The organism is Paenibacillus favisporus, assembly GCF_040545415.1.
Taxonomy (GTDB): Bacteria; Bacillota; Bacilli; order Paenibacillales; family Paenibacillaceae; genus Paenibacillus_AQ; species Paenibacillus_AQ favisporus.
The window spans coordinates 927843-945889 of the sequence record NZ_JBEPLV010000003.1 but is presented as its reverse complement, the minus strand read 5'-3'; the positions used below and the strand labels follow the sequence as shown (position 1 = coordinate 945889).

Sequence of the window (18047 nt, the reverse complement as noted above, 5' to 3'; positions counted from 1 at the left end):
ATGTTACACATTTATCTTTTATTGGATATCTGAAGATTGGACTCGATAGAATGAGGAGTCCGATTTTGTTTGCAATCCAATACAACTCCACGTGTCCCGGTGGGAGGTCGCTATTAGCACATAAATAATACATCTGCTCGGTTCCAATCCGCATGGTTGCGCTCCGTATGATCCTAGGGTCCATGCCCCGTTTCTGTGACCACGGCATCAAACCGTTAGGGAAGCCACCTATTGCACTCCATTTCCGGCAGCAGTATGTCCCCGGACCATCGGCGAAAATGACAAAGACACTGATCTATACCGGTCAGTGTCTTTGTAACTCTTACCGCATCGGGAAGCCAAAAGCCACCCTAGCTGCCGCTCAGGTGGCCTCCCCCCTTGTCCGTGGAGCATATTACTTTGCCCCGTAAAACCTTACCAGATCGTCGACTTTCACCGGAAGTCCGGTGGAGATCGACTGATTGGCGGCAATGCCCGTCAGGATCGAACGCGCGCCGTCAATATGGTTTGCTGCCCGGTGAAATTTATCTTCCACAGGCACGCCGAAAATGTCGTTCAGCAGCACAGGATCGCCGCCGCCGTGCCCGCCGGCCCCTTCCTCGAAGTCCGCCTTGTAAGGCTCGCCGAACATGGGGAATACCAGGATATTGACCCCCTTGACCGCTCCTTCCAGCGCTTTGTCTCCGCCGGAATTGACATAGGATTGCTCGATTACCGTCATTTCGATCCGGCCCTTGGTGCCGTTGAAGGCGATCCGGTATCCCTCCCACGGCATGTAAGCATTCAGCGAATAGGTCAGCTGTGCTTTATTTTTGTACCGGACCATAACGCTCATCGTATCCTCGATCGAAATCCCGTCGCCGAATACGCTTTGATCCCGGCGATAGCCGTCCTCCCACTCCGCGTCGAGGTACATTGCTTTCAGATGCGCGTTGCTGTCGAGCGACAGCGCAAACGGATCGTCCTTAGCGTTCGGATGGCCTGTGGCCCGATCATAAAACTTGGTGATTCCGCGCTTCTCGGCATTTTCTCGTCCGTAAAACAGCAGGTTTCCCATCGCATAGACGGTTTCGGGCTCAGATCCGATCCAGAAATTAACCAGGTCGAAGTGGTGGGTCGACTTATGTACAAGCAGTCCGCCGCTGTTGCGCTTGTCCCGGTGCCATCTGCGGAAGTAATCCGCGCCATGCTGCGTATTTAGCAGCCACTCGAAGTGAACCGACGTCACATCCCCGATGGTTCCGTCTGCAATCAGCTCTCGGGCTTTCGTATGATGAGGCGCATAACGGTAGTTGAAGGTGACCCGAACGTTACGTCCCGTTCTCTCCACCGCGTCGAGAATGTCCTGGCATTTGGCCGCGTCGACCGTCATCGGCTTTTCCGTGATCACGTCGCAGCCGAGCTCCATCGCCCGGATAATATAACGGTGATGCGTTCGGTCCACGCTGGTTACGATGACGAAGTCCGGCTTCTCGGTCCGGATCATCTCGTCAAAGGCTTCGGTTTTATACGTTCGTACCGCGTGATATTCGTACTTCTCCGTCAGCAGCTTGTTGGCATAATCCATGCGAGTCTGGTTCACGTCGCAAAAAGCGAGCAGCTCCGCCGACTCCCGGAAACGCTGGGCAATCGCACCATAAAAGAATTCCGCTCTCCCGCCTGCTCCGACCTGCACATATGTTTTTTTGGCCATATCATTCCCTCACCTTCTATGAATCTGTTTATTTGCAGATTACTGCAAAATTCGCTTATTGTCCCCGCATTTTATGCTAGAATGATGAAAATCCCGCATTTATTGCGCATCTGGAGGAACGATTATGCCTTTACACCAGGAGCTGCGGTACGGAAACGCGTCCGATCCGTTTTCTGTAGAATATAACCGCCGCAAAGGACACTTCTCCATGTCGGAGGATCATATGCACAAACATTACGAGCTGTATTATTTGTTTGGCGGCGAACGCTTTTACTTTATTAAAGACCGGGTGTATCGGGTCCGATCCGGAGATTTGGTGTTCATCCCGGGTAATGAAGTGCATAAAACCTCGGACACCGGTGTGCCGAACCATGAACGCATCGTCATTTATGTCAACGAATCGTTTTTCGAGCCCCTCCGCCCGGATGAGGCCGAGTTGCTGCTTGCTCCGTTTCACGGTCCCCACCGCGTGGTGCATTTACCGGATCAGGACAAGCTTCGGATCGAGCAGTTGCTCTATGAAATGCTCCGGGAAATCCAGGACGAGGCGCCCGGTTACCGGATGGCCGTCCGGCATGCTGCGGGACAGGCATTGTTGTTTGCGGCCAGGCAGTCCGCAGCGTACAAGCAGGGGGCGCCCGAAGATACGGTCTCTCCCGCAGCAGCTCGCATGAACGCCATCGCCAGCTACATCTCGGTGCATTACCGGGAGCCCCTGACCCTGAGCGGCCTGAGTGAACAGTTCTACTTGAGCCCCAGCCATCTGAGCCGGTCGTTCAAGAAGTATACCGGGTTTGGCCTGATCGAATATATCGGCATTACCCGGATCAAGGAGGCCCAGCGTCTGCTGCGCGAAACAGACGAACGCATCATTCGGGTGTCGGAGGATGTGGGGTTCGAGAACTTTTCGCATTTTGAAAAAGTATTCAAGTCGGTCACGCGGATGTCTGCCCGCAGCTACCGCGCCGGTTTTCGGCGCAGGGAATGAAGCAGACTGGATCTTTGGCATTCAAACGAAGGCATCCCTCGCTTGACCAGCTCCATTTCCAAATGAAAAAGCCCTGCCGAACCTTCGGCAGAGCTTCAACAATCAGAGCCTTCCTTGTTGAACGGATGGCTCAAGCACTAAACGGTACGTCATACCCGCAGTCGTAGGGAATGAGTACAAGTTCTCTTCAATCTGTTGAACAGGAATCTCACCTGAATCCGCCGAAATCGTCAGCGGATTCAGCGAATAGATGGACAGGGTTGCTCCGGCATGGGAGACAATCTCAGCTTCCGCAAGCCTTCCATCTTTCCAATCCAGGCTGACCTCAAACCCTCCGCGCGCGCGAAGGCCCTTCACAAATCCGTTCGGCCATGAAGCAGGCAGAGCCGGAAGGAATTCCAAATATCCCTGATGCGACTGAAGCAGCATTTCGGCAATGCCGGCCGTCGCCGCAAAATTGCCGTCAATTTGGAACGGCGGATGGGCGTCGAACAAATTCGCATACACCCCGCCATGGTGATAATTATCCGGTTCATCTTCGCGGACGAGGCGCAGCAGGTTGGAGAGCAAAGCAAGCGAACGGTCGCCTTCGCCGAACCGGGCCCATAGGGCGACCTTCCAGCCGAGACTCCAGCCTGTTCCGTCATCGCCCCGCCGTTCCAGGGAACGCCGGGCGGCCTCGAAGAAAACCGGCGACTGCCGCTTGGTGAGCTGCCGGCCCGGATACACGCCGAACATGTGAGACGCGTGACGGTGGTGGACATCCTCGTCTTCGAAATCCTTGGACCATTCCTGAAGCTGTCCGTACTTTCCGACCTGCAGCGGCAGGAGACGCTCCCTGGCCTCCAGCCACTCCTGCCGCAGCACTTCGTCTTCCTCCAGCGTCTCGGACGCTTCAATTAAGTTCGTGAGCAGGTCCCAGACCAGCATCAGATCCATCGTCGATGCTTCGCTGACCGCAGCCAGACCGCCCGCCGGTGTTCTGAATTTATGCTCCGGCGACGTTGACGGCGAAGTGATAAGCCGACCGCTGCCGTCGTCATGCAGCCAATCCAGGCAGAACAGAGCCGCTTCCTTCATCACCGGGTAGGCATGTTCCCGCAAATACTTCTCGTCACGGCTGAATGCAAAATGCTCCCACAAGTGCTGGCACAGCCAGACACCGCCCATCGGCCACATGCACCATACCGGATCGCCATGCCCGTAATCGCCTACGGGATTGGACATCGCCCAAATGTCCGAGTTGTGGTGGGCGGTCCAGCCGCGGGCGCCATAGTGAGTCCGGGCCGTTGTCCCGCCGTTCCGGGCCAAGTCGCCGATAAAGCGAAGCAGCGGCTCATGCAGCTCGGACAGATTCGCCGTTTCGGCCGGCCAGTAATTCATTTCTGCATTGATATTCAGCGTCCAGTTGCTGCTCCACGGGGGGCGCATCTCCTGGTTCCATATTCCCTGCAGATTCGCCGGCTGGGTTCCGGGCCTCGAACTTGCGATCATCAGGTATCGGCCATAATGGAACAGTAATTCCACCAGCCCCGGGTCACCGGCTCCATAGCGGACAATCCGGTCCTCTGTCGATAGTTCTTCTCCTGCCTTGCTTGCCCCAAGCGACAACTGGACGCGGTCGAACAACGAGCGGTGATCGGCAATATGCGTCTGGCGCTGACCCTCATAATTGCCTTGAATAGCTCTGTCCAAATCGTCCTTGGCGGCCCGTTTCTCATCTTTGCCTTGGCTTCCGGGCAGTTTGTTGAAACCGCTAAAGCTCGTTGCGGCGCTGAAATAAAGGGTTACCGCCGTTGCGCCTTGAACGCGGATGCCGGATTCGCTGACCGCTGCGCTGCCGCCCTCCGTTACAGCTGCCAGGCGTCCTTCAAAACGCACCGCTTCCGTCGTATCCGGATCACCATAGATAATGGGATCATCGCTGCGGTAGTAATTGGGCCACACTTGTTCCGGTGCGGTCCCTCGGAGGACCAGGGCGTCGCTCTCCGCCTCCGTCACACTGCGCAGCGGGCTGCTGAGCGCTGCCCGAAAATTCAGCTTCCCTGCCTCACTGGAAGTCAAGCGGACGACCAGCACCTGGTCCGGATGGGATACAAACATCTCCCTGGTATATACCACGCCGCGAACCGTGTATTCAACACGAGTAATACCATCAGCGAGATCCAGCTCTCTTTTGTAGCCGGTGAATGTAGCTTCTCGATCCTGCTCCAACTCGATATGCAGATCACCGAACGGAAGATAGGACTGGCTGTAGGCCCCCATCATCCCTTTCGCCGCGCGGTCGGCTTCCTCGTATTGCCCGCTGCGGATCAGCTCGCGCACCCGGGGCAATACCTCCAAAGCCTCCGGATTATTCGTATCCCGCGGATATCCCGACCACAGCGTGTCTTCGTTCAGCTGGATCCGCTCTTCGGCCACGCCTCCGAACACCATGGCGCCAATCCGGCCGTTGCCGATCGGAAGCGCTTCCGTCCATACTGTAGCAGGTTTGTCATATTGAAGTTTCATGCTTCCCCTCCGGTTCGATAAAAAGGTTCGTATTATTCTGCTTTTTTGGTCGTGTCATACGCCTGCTGCATGATTTCCAAATACCGCTTCAAATTTAATGCGTCCAGCCCTTTGACGTAAGCATCCCAGTCTTTGTCCAGGTTCTTGGCGCCGGTCACAAACTGCAGGGCATTTTGATCCACGTAGTCCTTTATATTTTGCTGAAGCATGCTTTGCTCGTCGGCAGCCGCTGGATCGATCCAGACCGACCAATTGGGATAGACCTCCTTAGGTTGTTTATTCTCGTACAGGTAGGTCGCTTCCTGCAATCTGCGCTCATAACCCGAATTTTTATAAATATCGGTTTCCTGAATCCAGCCATCGCGGAACTCCCGGGTATGGTCGTATTGGGCGGTGGCTCCCCACGCACTGTTTCGCGGCTCGGAGCCCGCCGGCTGCTCCAGTGTTTTGAAAATCGGTCTCGCCTTTTCGTTCAATGGCACGTCTCCTTCTTTCGGCTTCACCCAATCCTTGCCCTCCTCGCCATAGTTGCCCAGCAGCTGTCCCTCTTCGGTATAAATGTAGTCCAGCATTTTGATAGCAGCGATTTGGACTTCTTTGCTTGCCTTGTTGGTCAAGACGAAGGTAGCTCCCGGCTCGACCGGGTAATTGAACGTGGCATATGCGGCATGGGGTCCCTGCAGCGGAGGAATGGCATCGTAATGGGAGCTGTACTTGTTGCCCTCCCCGGTATCCGTGAATATCGCCGGATGCATTGATGCTCCCGCACCCAGAAGCTCGGTTGCGGTATTGTTGCCGATCAGCTTGAACGCGTCGGCGTTCTGTGTGAATGCCCCCGGGTCAATCAAGCCTTCGGCATACAGCGACCTGGCATAGGCAAGTCCTTCCTTCCATTCCGGCTTATTGGCCGCGATGTCCACCTTATCGCCATTCACCGTCAGATAGTATTTATCGTCATCATAGATAAAGCCGTTCATTAGAAAAGGTAGAATGTGCACGCCAAAATTTTCGATGGAACCGCTCAGAGGAACCTCGTCGGCTTTGCCGTTGCCGTTTGGATCCTTGGTCTTGAAGGCTTCCAGCATCTTCTTGAAATCTTCCGTCGTTTTAGGGATCTCCAAATTGAGCTTCTTCAGCCAGCTGGTGTTAACCCACATTTTGTTGGGGTAAGAGCAGTGAAAACACTCGTTCAGCATGGTCAACCCGTAGATGTTGCCGTCCGGAGCGATGGACATCGCTTTATAGTCCGGATGGTCGTCCAGCGCCTTCTTGATATTGGGGGCGTATTGATCGATTAAATCGTTCAGGGGAAGAATCACGCCCTGCTGCCCGAACTTCACCAGATCCGATTGGGAGAACTTGTCGACCCACGGGATCAGCATGTACAAATCCGGGTAGTCGCCGCTGGCGAGGGAAATTTGGCGTTTCTCCGCTGCGCCGTCATATGGTACCTCGGTAAACTGCAGCTTGACGTTTGCTTTTTTCTCCAGCACTTTGGTGAACTGGTTTGTTTTATAGTCGATGTTGCCGTCAGTATTGACGAACACGCTGATCGGAACGGTTCCGCTGTCCCCGCCTGTACCCGCAGATCCGCCCTCCGCTCCTGAATCATTCGGTGATGCCCCCCCGGAACAGCCTGCAAGGACAAGCACCAGTGCAATCAAGCTGAACCAGCCTCGGTAAACACGTTTCTTCATGAACACGACACGCCCCTTTTCCTCAAAAATTGAAAAGCTCCCCTGCTAATTCATCCACTGTTATGCGGTTTAGCCCTTAATCGATCCGATCAGCATCCCTTGAACGAAATACCGTTGGATAAAGGGATACAGGATCAGCACAGGCAGGCTTGCGACCACGATGAGAGAATATTTCATCAAATAGGCAAGCTCCTGCCGCTTGACCTGCTCGCTTGCGTCCATATTGCCGCCGGAGAAATTTTGAATCAGAATGCTGCGCAGCGTTAGCTGGAGCGGATACAAATGCTGCGACTTCAGATAGATCAGCGCGTCGAAAAAGGCGTTCCACTGCGCGACCGCATACACCAGCGTCAACACGGCCAGGATCGGCTTGGACAACGGAATGACGACGCTGAGCAAAAAGCGAATGTCGCTGCAGCCGTCGATTTCGGCGGCATCGTTCAGCTCTTCCGGAATGGACGCTTTAAAAAAGGTGCGGGCAATAATGACCTGAAATACAAAGATCGCATTCGGCAGCAGCAGCGCCCACCTTGTATCGATCAGATGCAGGCCTTTGACGACGAGATACGTTGGAATCAGGCCCCCGGAAAACAGAAAAGTGAACGTGATGAACATCATGAGCACATTGCGCCCAAAAAACGTCTTTTTCGATAACGGATAAGCGATCGCCACCGTCAGGATGACGCTGATCAAGGTCCCGCAGCAGGTATAGAACAGCGAGTTTCCGTAGCCGACCAGAATCTGGTCGTTGCTGAAGACCGTTTTATATCCGGCAAATGAGATATCAACCGGCCACAGCCAGACTTTGCCGGATGCGACGGCCTGCGGACTGCTGATCGATGAGCTGACGATATAAATGAGCGGGTAAAGTACGGCAACAAGGATCAAGCTGAGCAGGACGTAGGTGATACCGAGGAAAATGCGGTCCCCCGCGGATTCGCGAATTTTCCCCCTTGTCGATATGGAAGCGGTCGTCTGTACAGCAGCCATGGCCTCCCCTCCTTGTTCATTGGAATTACCATAGGCTGTTCTCGGATATCCGCCGCGAGACGGCATTGACCGCCACGAGCAGAATCAGGTTGATCACCGAATTGAACAAGCCCACGGCTGTGGCAAAACTGTAATTGGCGTTCAGCAAGCCGATTTTGTAGACATACGTGGATATGATCTCTGAAGATTGCAGGTTTAACGGGTTCTGCATGAGATATACTTTCTCAAAGCCCAGCGACATGATATTGCCGACGCTTAGGATCAGGATGATGACGGCGGCCGGCAGAATGCCCGGAATATCCACATGGATGATTTTTTGCAGCCTGGAAGCCCCGTCTACTTTGGCCGCTTCATAGAGCGACGGGTCCACGCCAGCCAATGCCGCCAAATAAATGACACAAGAGTATCCGGTGGTTTGCCACACTTCCGACCATACGTAAACGGATCTGAACTTGGTCGGGTCGCCGAGAAAATTCGTGGATTCCATGCCCATTGCATTTAGAATCACGTTCAGCAGTCCGAGCCGCGGAGCCAGAAAGATCATAATAATGGAGACCATGACGACGGTCGAAATAAAAAACGGCGCATACGTAATCAGCTGAACCGCTTTTTTGAAACGGAGGCTTCGCACCTCATTGAGCAGCAGGGCCAGAATGATCGGGATCGGAAAAGTGGCTGCCAGCTGATACAGAGACAGAAACAACGTGTTTTTGATCAGCATCCAGAATTGCGGGTTGTTAAACAGCATGTCGAAGTACTTCGTCCCCACCCATGGGCTTCCCCATATTCCCTTGGTCACCTGATAGTTCTTGAATGCAAGCACCGCGTTCGCCATCGGGAGGTATTTGAAAAGAATAAAGAACAGCACCGGCGGTATCACCAGTAAATACAGCTGCCAGTGCTTCCTCAGACTTTTCTTGGCTTCCTTCCAATAATTTTTGGAAGTGCTCCTCTCCCGGGTTCCCGTCTGCGGCTGAACCGATACAGCCTTCACAAGCATATTCCCCCTTCACGTTACGACTCCGGAGCCGTTTGTAATGGTAGCGCTTACAGAATTCATGGTAAAATCTCCGCTCCACGACCGTAAAGGTACAATTGCGGCGGATGCATCCACAACCCGACCGTACAATCCGCGATCAAGCGTACATTTTGCGATGAAAGCGCATTCTATCAGTACTGAATCAATGCGAGTCCCCTAATTCGGCAGCCTCCCGGAACATGCTCGGGGAGATCCCCCGGGCCCGCTTGAATGCCCGCCGGAATGAATGTGCGCTGTTATAGCCGACCCTTTCGGCAATATCGTCGATTTTCAAAGCCCGGTTCAGCAGCAGCTCGGACGCTTTATCGATGCGCAGCCGTTCCAGGTAATCGAACCAAGGCTCCCCCTCGCTTTCCTTGAATACCGTGGAGACATACTTTTCCGGCCTTCCAACCTGCTTCGCGATGTGGTACAGCGTCAAGTCCGCATCCCCGTACGCAGACTCAAGATAATCCTTCACCTGCCGTACCGTCTGATGATGCAGGGCGTTCTTTTTCTCCTCGATCATCGAACAATAGAGGCCGATCATTTCGCCTATTTGTCCGAGCAGCCTGTCGGTCCCTTCGAACGGCTGGATTTGAGCGATCCGGCACTGGAGATTCTCTGTGAACTCGGGATCATCTCCCGCCTTTTGATCCAGCAGCTTGAGCAGCGTTCCCTTGAGTTCGCCGATCAGCTGCTCTGTCATTTCACGGGACAGCTCCCTCTCCTGAAAATTCCGTACGGCAATGTGTTCGAGGATCCGCATCGCTTCCTTGCCATCTCCAGATTTGATCGTGTTCAGCAGTCGCGTTTCCGTTTCGATCGGATAATAGAATAGCGACGCGTCCCTGCTTGAATCCTCATACCGAATGACGCCTCCCTCATCGGTGAATGCCGCATAGTCCAGAGCCTCCGCCGCTTCACCGAACGAACGCCCGACATCCGCCAGCGCCTCGAAGGGCCTCCCCATTCCGAACTGGACGGGCATGTGATAATGGCTGAACAGCGTGCCTGCTAGATCCTGCAGCCTTTGTATCACCAAAGCCTCATCCGGGGCCAGCTTGCTTGTGCGCAGCAGCAAAAAGGCCAGCTTATCCTGCCCCCAATCCGTTACCAGCATATCGGGCTCAGCCTCCATGAGAGACTGACGTACAATAAGGCGGGCCACACTGGATTCTGCGAGCGATTCGCGGCTGTCAGAACCCCCATAGGTGTTGATTTTAGCCAGGCCGGCGTAACCTGCGTCACCCTTAATGTTCACACCCGCTTGCGCGGAAGCAGCGGCCAGTTCTTCTCCGTTGTAAAATTCTCCGACCAACAGCCGTTTGATGAAAGCGTCACGGATCAACGGCACCTGGTTGTGGAGCTCTTGTTCCAGCTGTCTGTTGCTCGCAATCAGGCTTGAGATGTTTCCCGCGATAAAATCGTAGTCTTGGATACCTGTACTGAGTTCCAATCCAAGCTGTTTCTTGAGTGAATTTATCAGATTGTTGATCGGAGCGCTGCTCCGGTATGCCAGCACAAGTCCGATGACAAGTCCGGAAATTAATGAAATCGCGGTAAGTATTCCGGTGATGTTCTTGATTCGGTTCGCATTGATCATGAGGGCAGATTTCGGGACGCCGGCCGTGTAGACCCAGCCGCTTAATTCATCCCGGATGGATATGAGCAGCATGTCATCCACCGCACGGCTGATATCGCCGGGTTTACCTGAAGGAATATTTCGGATTTTGGCTATGTCGCTGCCAGTGATCCCCTCAGACAGGACGGTTTCCCCATCATGGTTCCTGACGAATGCCCAACCTCCATATTGATCGGTTATCCCTGATAGGTATGTGGACATTTTCTTCGTATCGATCAGGACCACGACGGAAGCGAGAGGTGTATCGAAGCTGTTCAGGGGCAGGGCTTGCACGAAGGTAACCACCGTTTGCTGATGTGTCTTTGTCACGTAATCGTGCTGGGGAACGACCATGCTGAGGTTGCTCTTCTCGAGAAAGTTCTTTTTCCAAGTCTCAAAGGTCATGCCTTCATAATGGTTCGATTCGTAAAACAGCTCCGGCCGGTAATAGACCGTGCTTGGCGTAAGCACCAGATGGCTGTTGCGGAGGTAGATGTAAAAATTCGAAAGGAAGTCGTTGGTCTGGCTGTAGCTTGCGATGTCCCGCATCATTTTCCACAGACCGTATACGTCGTAATTCTGCTCGTCCGAACGCGCAGTCATGAGCCTGGCTAAATCCTGATTAATGGCGAGCTGTTTGGTAAAACCCTGTACTTCTGCGAGCCTGCGCTCCATCAGATCCTTGCTCTGCTGCAGCGTCATGATGCTGGTCTTCAGGGAACTTTGCTCCGCTACATCGATCGACGTCCGGTAAGACACATATCCCGCAATCAGCGGGATCATCAGCACGATCAGATACGACATAAGGAATCTGCGAAATACCGGCGAAATGTTCAGCCACACCTGTTTCATGGAACCACCTGACCTTTCATGGATATCGAATGAGTCAGCCGCGTGCGGCTTGTTCCTGCCAATCACCGCTAAGTTGAGAAAAACGACCGTCTTTGAAGACGGCCGTTCTCTTTAGTGCTTCATCCAGCTATGAACCTACATATCTACCATCGCTTTGATGACCTTGGCAGCCGGGTCCAGCCAATGGTTAAATTGTTCAATCATATCGTCAAATGCAGTCCGGTGCGTGACGTATGGAGCGACGTCGATCCCGCCGGACCGGATCGTATGCAGCACGTGCATGAAGTCTTCGCGCGTTGCGTTGCGGCTGGCCAGCAGCGTCAGCTCCCGTTTATGGAATTCCGGATCGTGGAACCGGATATCCGCTTTGACCAATCCGACATAGACCAATCTTCCGCCATGGGCGGTATAACGGAACGCGTCAGTCATCGACTGTGCGTTTCCCGTAGCGTCAAACACCACCGAAGGCAGCTCCCCGCCGCAGGCCGCCGCAATTTGTTCATCGGGATTCTGCAATGCGTTCACCAGCGCATCCGCCTCAATCCATTGCTTGCAGAAAGCAAGGCGTTCGTCATTCACATCCATCGCGAGCACATGGGCACCGCTGGCCTTTGCAAAGGCCATGACCCCGAGCCCAATCGGCCCGCCCCCGATGACGAGCGCCGTCTCGCCGGCCGTCAGCCCCGATCTTCGCACGGCATGGGCACCTATGGCCAGCGGTTCAATGACCGCGGTCTGGTCCAGCGTCAACCCGTTCGTGCGAATCAAGTGGGTCACCGGAACGGCAATCCGCTCACGCATGCCGCCGTCCGTATGAACGCCAAGGACCTGCATATCCGTACAGCAGTTCGTCTTCCCGCTTCGGCAGGCAATGCATGTCCCGCAGTGCAAATAAGGGATGATGCTCACCTGATCGCCGGCTTCAAGCCCATCACGGTTAGGGCCGATTTCCTTAATGATACCTGCCAGCTCATGGCCTAGGATTCTCGGATACGTAAAAAACGGCTGGTTGCCGCGGAATGCGTGCAGATCGGTTCCGCAAATCCCGACCCGCTTGATCTCAACCACCGCATGCCCCGGCTCCATCATGGGTTCCGGCAGATCCAGCGCCATGTCAAATCGGCCGACGGCTGAACATATGATGCCTTTCATCTCACGCCTCCCCTATTTTCGTGTTATATTCTGGCCTTCCGCTGGTCCAGGTCCGGTTATGCACGGGCTCCAAAATGGCGAGCACTTCGCTTAGCAGACGTTCATCCACCGGCTCCTCCACCCAGGAAGCATTCCTGCGGATATTTTCCGGATTGGCCGTACTCACCAGCGTGGTGGGAATGCGCTCATTGGACGTGGAAAACTGTACCGCGAGCTTCGCGATATCCTCCCCTTGGTCCGCGCAGAACTGTGCCGCCTTCAAACAGGCCTCCTTGATTTCCGGATCGGCCGGATGCCAGGCAGGCGTTCCCCGGGTGCTCAGCAGTCCCATGGAGATAGGGGAGGCGTTAACGAGCCCCGTATTCCTTTCCTCAAGAAGCGGCAGTAAGTCCAGCAGACTGGTGTCATTCAGCGAATAATGGCAGTAGGAAATGATCGCGTCGACATCGATTTGCGGCAGCAGCGTTTCAAACAGCGCTAGCGGCAGTCCGCATATGCCCGCAAACCGGATTTTGCCCGCCTGCTTGAGCTTTTCAAGCGCAGGTAGGGCTTCCTCCAGGATGATTTGCGCCGGGACGAACTCGATATCATGGAGGAACAGAATATCCACTTCATCCACGTTCAGCCGCTTCAGGCTTTCATCCAGACTCGTAAGAATCCGGTTATGGGAAAAATCGAATTCGTGCTCCCCGTAGCGTCCGGCCTTGGTTGACAGCAGGTACCGGTCGCGCGGAATGTCCTTAAGCGCCTTGCCGAGTACCGTTTCGGCTTTAGTCAATCCGTAATAAGGCGAGACATCGATGTAATTGATCCCGCTGTCGATCGCCTCGTGGACGGTTCGCAGGCTCTCCTGCTCATCCGTATCGCGGAATACGGAGCCTAACGAGGAGGCGCCAAAACTGAGCGCCGATACTTCCAGACCCGTTTTTCCTAGTTTACGGTATTTCATTCCGGTTTCACCCAACCCTTCTATTCAGTCATTTCTCCCGCAGCGATGCGTGTCATATTGTCTCATTCTTCAGCCGGTAAAATGCTGCGGCGTTGCCCCCGAACAATTTCAAACTCTCCTCTGCCCCCCAAGTAGGTGGAAGCGTCTTCATAAGAGCATCCACGACACCGTCGTAGCTCGAAGCCATCAGGCATACCGGCCAGTCGCTGCCGAACATCACCCGGTCTGCGCCAAAACTGTCCAGAACATGACGGACATAAGGCGTAAACTGATCCGGCTTCCAGCCGTCATGTTCCGCCTCGGTCACCATGCCGGACAGCTTGCAGTACAGGTTTGGGTAAGATGCCAGCCTTTTCATGGATCCGGCCCAAGGCTCCATTTCCCCTGCTGCGATGCGCGGTTTCGCCAGATGGTCGATCACCGCATGCAGATTCGGAATTTGCTCGATCAGCCGGACCAGCGTATCCAATTGATCGGACCGGACGAGCAGATCGACCGGAACACCAAGGCTCGCATAGTGTTTGAGCGAAGCTGCGTATGAAGGTTCCAGGATCGCATCTGCATCCTCCATATCCTGGATCATGAGGCGGAAGCCGACGAATTTGGGATGCTGCGCGAAGCGCTCAAAATGGTCCTTGTGATCATCATCCGCGAGATCCATATATCCGATCACGCCCAGAACCCGATCATCGTGTGCCGCGAGTTCAAGAATATAATCGGTTTCTTCATACGTTGGCGCAGCTTGCACGAGGATCGTTCCGTCGAGATGATGTTCTGCCAGATGCGGAAGCAGATCCGACGGCTGATAATCCCGGTACAGGACAGGAATGGACGGCGTAATCCAGCCGTAGTCGTCCCGGGCGATACTCCAGTAATGCTGGTGAGCGTCTATTCGCATTGCAATTCCCTCCATTCTTGTAGACCGAAGTTCTTTTCTCAATATAACAACTATGGATCGGTTCTAAAAGAACGAAATCTTGCACAATCATATCCGATTTTGATATCTTCAAGACAACGAACCCATTTGCTGACCCTCCTCTTCTGTTATGAATCGTTTACGGAAGGTGAAGGTTCGGCTGATGGTTCCCAATAAGCTCAAGGGGCAACGTTATGAATCCCATTCGCAAACAATTTGACGCGCAGCCGGAATTTCCTTTCTCATTCAATTACCGCGACCGCAAGACGGCGCAGCTGGAACTGCCGCACCACCTTCACGATTGGCATGAGCTGGTGTATGTCCACTCAGGCAAGGGTTCCTTTTTTATCGACCGGACGATTTACGAAATGCGCCGCGGGGATCTGTTTATCATCCCTGGCAGCACGATCCATCAGGCGTTCCCGGACAAAGACGATCCGGTCACGTCCACTGCTGTGTTTTTTAGTCCCGAACTCGTCCGGCAGTCTTCTTTGGGAGAATCCTTTTCTTACTTACAGTGCTTTGACAGCTGCAGTTCGAACCATGCTTATAAGCTGGAATGCCCTGCTGCGCTGGAGTCGCAGCTCGAAGACAAGCTGGCCGCCATTCAGTCCGAGCTCACGGGGCAACCCCCGGCCTATCGCCACTCGATCGTGCTGTACGTTCAGTACCTATTGCTGCTGATCCACCGGGAACAAAGTGCCGGGAGCAGCGGCTCCCGCAGCCCGTTCGTTGGTCCGAACTGGATGCGGCAAAGCTTGCTGTATATCGATGGGCATTACTGCGAGCAGATCAGCCTAAGCTCTTTAAGCCGTCTCGCTTCCGTTAGCTCCGCCCATTTCAGCCGCGTGTTCAAACAGTTGACCGGGATGAGTGTAACGGATTACATCAACGTCAAACGGGTGATCCGGGCCAAAGAGCTGCTGCTTCACACCGACGACAGCATCAGCAGCATCGCCCCGGCCTGCGGGTTTGACAGTATGCCTCATTTTCACCGGAAATTCAAACAGATTGTCGGCCTGACTCCTTCACATTACAGGCATAACTCTACAGCCCGATAGAGAGCTCCGCTCATTAAAATAACAGAAGCACCCACCAGCGGGAATTTGCCGGAACAACAAAATAACCCCTGCTTAAACCTACAGGTTCAAGCGGGGTTTCCGGATACGGCCTATTGAATTGTGGAACGCTTAGGATTGGGTAGATACCGACGGTGCAGTAATCATCCAACGGACACCAAACCGGTCCGTAAGTTCGCCCAGGTACAACCCGAACGGCTGCTGTTCAAACGGATAAATGACATGACCTCCATCCGCAAGCTTCGAGAATGCCTCACGGGCTTCCTCTGACGAAGGGTAGTCTATATTCAGCGACATATTGTTGCCTTGAAGATTCGATTCCATGGAGTCCGACATAAAAATATAGTTGCCTCCAGCTACCGATAAGCACATATGAATCACTTTATCCTGCAAGTCATTCTGTACTCCCATCGACTCCCCATGAGTGATAACGGATTCCAGATTGCCGCCAAGCGAACGGATATAGAAATCCGCCTGACTTCTTGCGTCTTCCGAGTAAATAAAAGGTTTCAATACGCCCATCTTGAATACTTCCTTTCCCTGTGGATTGTTAACTCTTCCAGATCAGCGTATCACAGCGGATCACCTTCCGTTTCTTACTGATTGCTAACTTGGAATATGGCGGTGTGATGCTTAGACGCAATCCCGGAATCTAAATAAATGCTGCAAAATAAAAAGGAACACTTCGAAGGTGATTCGAAGTGTTCCTTTTGAACAATACAAACAGCTATACATTCCGATGTTCTTCGCTCATCGAATAGCGGACTTCATGATCGATAAACTCGTGGGACCGGTCCGCTGCCATGATGCCGTGATAACTGATGTCGAGGCCAATTTCCTCTTCCTCCTCGCTGGAACGAACAGGGACGAGGAGACCAATCAGCTTAAGGCCGACCCAAGTAAGGACAAATCCCCATGCCGCCAGCGCAGCTAGTCCTAGCGCCTGAACGCCAAGCAAATGCCAGCTTCCGCTGTAAAAGAGGCCCCCGTCTGTCGCGAACAGACCAACGGCAAGGGTTCCCCACGCACCGGATACGGCGTGGACCGGGAAGGCGCCGACGGGATCGTCAATCCGTCGTCCCTCCAGCCAGCTCGTTGCCGCCATCATAAGCAGTCCCGAGATCGCACCGATCAGAATGGCGGCGCTGTCGCTGACAAAAGCGCATCCGGCCGTAATTCCGACCAGACCTGCCAAGGAGCCGTTAATCACGGATGGCGCGTCGGAGCGCTGGTAGCGGAACAGCGTATACACCAGTGTGACCGCGCCGCCGGAAGCGGCAGACAGCATCGTTGTCAACGCAATATGTCCGATGCGGACATCGGTTGCACTGAGCGTGCTGCCCGCATTGAAGCCAAACCAGCCGAACCAGAGAAGGAAAGCCCCTACCGAAGCGAGCGGCAGGTTGCTGGGCAGGGCGATCGTGCTGGCGCCCGCTTTATTGAATTTGCCTTTCCGGGGACCCACGATCAGCGCAGCCGCCAGGGCCGAGAAGCCGCCGAGCGCGTGAATGACGGCAGAGCCGGCAAAATCCTGCATGCCGAGCTTCGTCAGCCATCCGCCGCCCCAGGCCCAGTGGCCGCCGATCGGATAGATCAGGCCGGTCATCAGGACGATGTACAGCAAATAGGCTCTAAAATTGATCCGCTCGGCCACAGCACCCGATACGATCGAGATGACGGCGATGGTGAAGGCCGCCTGGAACAGCCAATACGTATCCAGCGACACTGGCAGCTGGAGGTGGGATAAATCGCCCCCAAGGACAAATCCGCTCGTCCCGATGATCCCTCCGGCGTCCTTTCCGTACATGAGCGCAAATCCGAATACATAAAAAACCAACGTGCCGATCGTGATATCAGCGAACACCTTCATAATAATGTTGACGCTGTTTTTGTAACGTACAAATCCTGCCTCAAGCAGGGCGAACCCGCCCTCCATCAGCAGAATCATGGCGGCGCTGAGAACGACCCATACGGTATCCATTCCCGTACCTAAAGATTCAAGCGTTAAATTCATTCCTGTGAAGCCTCCATTTCCTGAAGCAGTCTGATTTCCCGGATCAGTTCAGGAGACAGAAATACCTCGTTTGAATCCCTTATCGGTAAACGCAGCCTATCAAGCACCTGATCCAGTTCCCGGATACTGCGCTTTATCGCGTCGATCTTCTTGAACCGTTCTTTGACATGGACCATATACTCAACTGCCTGATGATGGCTGGCTGGCCGCCCTGTAAACAAGCGCCGGATCGGGGACATGGATTGATACAGTGCCTCTTCCGCCCGGCGTTTCTGCTCGTATTTATCGATTTTGTTTTTCAACTCTTCTATGTCTTCTTCCTTCTTCGCTTTAACGCGTTCGAGTAAAATAAACAATTCCTGTTCCGGCATATCAAAACTGATATTGCGGTACACTTCATCAATAATAACCATGTCAGGTCTCCTTACACGTCGGGTCACTTTAGTTGATTATATGGTCATTAATCGTAGAAGTCAATAGATTGATAGAGAAAAACACCTCTGCTGGCAAAAAAGCTTTCATGAAGTATTTCTACTCGTTTTGTCCGATAGTTACCACCTATAT

14 protein-coding genes are annotated in these 18047 nt (G+C 53.8%); 2 read left to right on the top strand and 12 right to left on the bottom strand.

Annotated features, from left to right (window positions below):
- Positions 1–394: 394 nt before the first annotated feature.
- Positions 395–1693 carry a Gfo/Idh/MocA family oxidoreductase gene (locus ABID47_RS17345; RefSeq protein ID WP_354498524.1) on the bottom strand — a complete coding sequence of 433 codons (1299 nt, stop codon included), beginning with the start codon at positions 1691–1693 and terminating at the stop codon, positions 395–397.
- Positions 1694–1817: 124 nt separating this feature from the next.
- Here ABID47_RS17345 and ABID47_RS17340 point away from each other — a divergent pair, with 124 nt between their 5' ends.
- Positions 1818–2681, top strand: a complete 864-nt coding sequence (locus ABID47_RS17340) for a helix-turn-helix transcriptional regulator (protein WP_354498522.1) — start codon at positions 1818–1820, stop codon at positions 2679–2681.
- A 102-nt stretch (positions 2682–2783) separates the two neighbouring features.
- Here the strand turns inward: ABID47_RS17340 and ABID47_RS17335 are convergent, their stop codons facing one another.
- From ABID47_RS17335 to ABID47_RS17300, 8 genes are all read right to left on the bottom strand, one after another.
- Entirely contained in the window at positions 2784–5192 is a 2409-nt protein-coding gene (locus ABID47_RS17335; RefSeq protein ID WP_354498520.1) for a glycoside hydrolase family 95 protein, read from the bottom strand.
- Between the two features lie 32 nt (positions 5193–5224).
- On the bottom strand, positions 5225–6889 hold the full coding sequence (locus ABID47_RS17330) for an ABC transporter substrate-binding protein (protein WP_354498518.1): 1665 nt from the start codon (positions 6887–6889) through the stop codon (positions 5225–5227).
- A gap of 69 nt (positions 6890–6958) precedes the next feature.
- Complete coding sequence (locus ABID47_RS17325) at positions 6959–7879, bottom strand: carbohydrate ABC transporter permease (RefSeq protein WP_354498516.1); 921 nt, start codon at positions 7877–7879, stop codon at positions 6959–6961.
- 25 nt (positions 7880–7904) lie between these two features.
- Complete coding sequence (locus ABID47_RS17320; protein WP_435530643.1) at positions 7905–8759, bottom strand: ABC transporter permease; 855 nt, start codon at positions 8757–8759, stop codon at positions 7905–7907.
- Positions 8760–9060: 301 nt separating this feature from the next.
- A complete protein-coding gene (locus ABID47_RS17315; protein WP_354498512.1) occupies positions 9061–11373 on the bottom strand; it encodes a helix-turn-helix domain-containing protein in 2313 nt (770 codons plus the stop codon).
- Between the two features lie 135 nt (positions 11374–11508).
- The gene (locus tag ABID47_RS17310) at positions 11509–12525 is read right to left on the bottom strand and encodes a zinc-binding alcohol dehydrogenase family protein (protein ID WP_354498510.1); all 1017 of its coding nucleotides are present in this window, start codon (positions 12523–12525) and stop codon (positions 11509–11511) included.
- Position 12526: 1 nt separating this feature from the next.
- A complete protein-coding gene (locus ABID47_RS17305; protein WP_354498508.1) occupies positions 12527–13474 on the bottom strand; it encodes an aldo/keto reductase in 948 nt (315 codons plus the stop codon).
- A 52-nt stretch (positions 13475–13526) separates the two neighbouring features.
- Complete coding sequence (locus tag ABID47_RS17300) at positions 13527–14372, bottom strand: amidohydrolase family protein (protein WP_354498506.1); 846 nt, start codon at positions 14370–14372, stop codon at positions 13527–13529.
- A 212-nt stretch (positions 14373–14584) separates the two neighbouring features.
- Here ABID47_RS17300 and ABID47_RS17295 point away from each other — a divergent pair, with 212 nt between their 5' ends.
- The gene (locus tag ABID47_RS17295; protein WP_354498504.1) at positions 14585–15451 is read left to right on the top strand and encodes an AraC family transcriptional regulator; all 867 of its coding nucleotides are present in this window, start codon (positions 14585–14587) and stop codon (positions 15449–15451) included.
- A gap of 129 nt (positions 15452–15580) precedes the next feature.
- Here the strand turns inward: ABID47_RS17295 and ABID47_RS17290 are convergent, their stop codons facing one another.
- From ABID47_RS17290 to ABID47_RS17280, 3 genes are all read right to left on the bottom strand, one after another.
- Positions 15581–15991 carry a VOC family protein gene (locus ABID47_RS17290; protein ID WP_145020195.1) on the bottom strand — a complete coding sequence of 137 codons (411 nt, stop codon included), beginning with the start codon at positions 15989–15991 and terminating at the stop codon, positions 15581–15583.
- Between the two features lie 205 nt (positions 15992–16196).
- On the bottom strand, positions 16197–17483 hold the full coding sequence (locus ABID47_RS17285; protein WP_089547113.1) for an ammonium transporter: 1287 nt from the start codon (positions 17481–17483) through the stop codon (positions 16197–16199).
- Positions 17480–17896 (bottom strand): hypothetical protein, encoded by a 417-nt coding sequence (locus ABID47_RS17280; RefSeq protein ID WP_116230691.1) that lies wholly within the window; start codon positions 17894–17896, stop codon positions 17480–17482. The genes ABID47_RS17285 and ABID47_RS17280 overlap by 4 nt, the downstream gene beginning before the upstream one ends.
- Positions 17897–18047: the final 151 nt, after the last annotated feature.